General features: G+C 66.4%; 1 protein-coding gene. It reads left to right on the top strand.

Translation table 11 applies throughout. From position 1 onward, the window contains the following. Positions 1-577 (top strand): VCBS domain-containing protein (locus NFH97_RS21135; protein WP_349625585.1); only part of this gene is annotated, 577 nt, incomplete at both ends.

Here is a 577-nt window from a genome sequence, read left to right as displayed (position 1 = left end):
CACGTTCGCCAGCGTTGATGGCGTGGCCAGCGTGCAGGTGGGCAACCAGTCGCTGACCCTGGCCCAGCTGCAGGGGCTGTCCGCCGATAGCCCGGTGGTGGTCGATACCGAATACGGCAGCCTTAGCCTGACCGGCTTTACACCGGCAGATAGTGCCAACCCGGCCGCCGGCGGCACCGTGAGCTACAGCTACACCCTGGACACCCGCGTCGACAATGACAGCCAGGCTGACGCCACGGATGCCGGCTTCACCGAGACGGTGGCCCTGGTGGTCACCGACGATGACGGCAGTGCGGCCAACGGCAGCCTCAGCATCGCGATCGCCGACGATAGCCCGTCCGCGAGTAACGACAGCGACACCATTGCCGAGGAGACCGCGTCGGTCACCGGCAATGTGCTGGGCAACGATACCACCGGCGCCGACACCACCGATGCCGATCCGGCAAGCGTAGCACTGGACGCACCGACGGGCGCAGGCAATTACGGCACCCTGACGCTCAACAGCGACGGCAGCTACACCTACCAGCTCGACAACGACGATCCGCGGGTGCAGGCGCTCAGTGGCAAGGAAACCCTG

The organism is Halomonas sp. SCS19 (assembly GCF_040147015.1).
In the GTDB taxonomy this organism is placed as follows: domain Bacteria; phylum Pseudomonadota; class Gammaproteobacteria; order Pseudomonadales; family Halomonadaceae; genus Halomonas; species Halomonas litopenaei.
The sequence above is the reverse complement of the archived record's forward strand: the minus strand, read 5'-3'. Positions and strand labels throughout refer to the sequence as shown.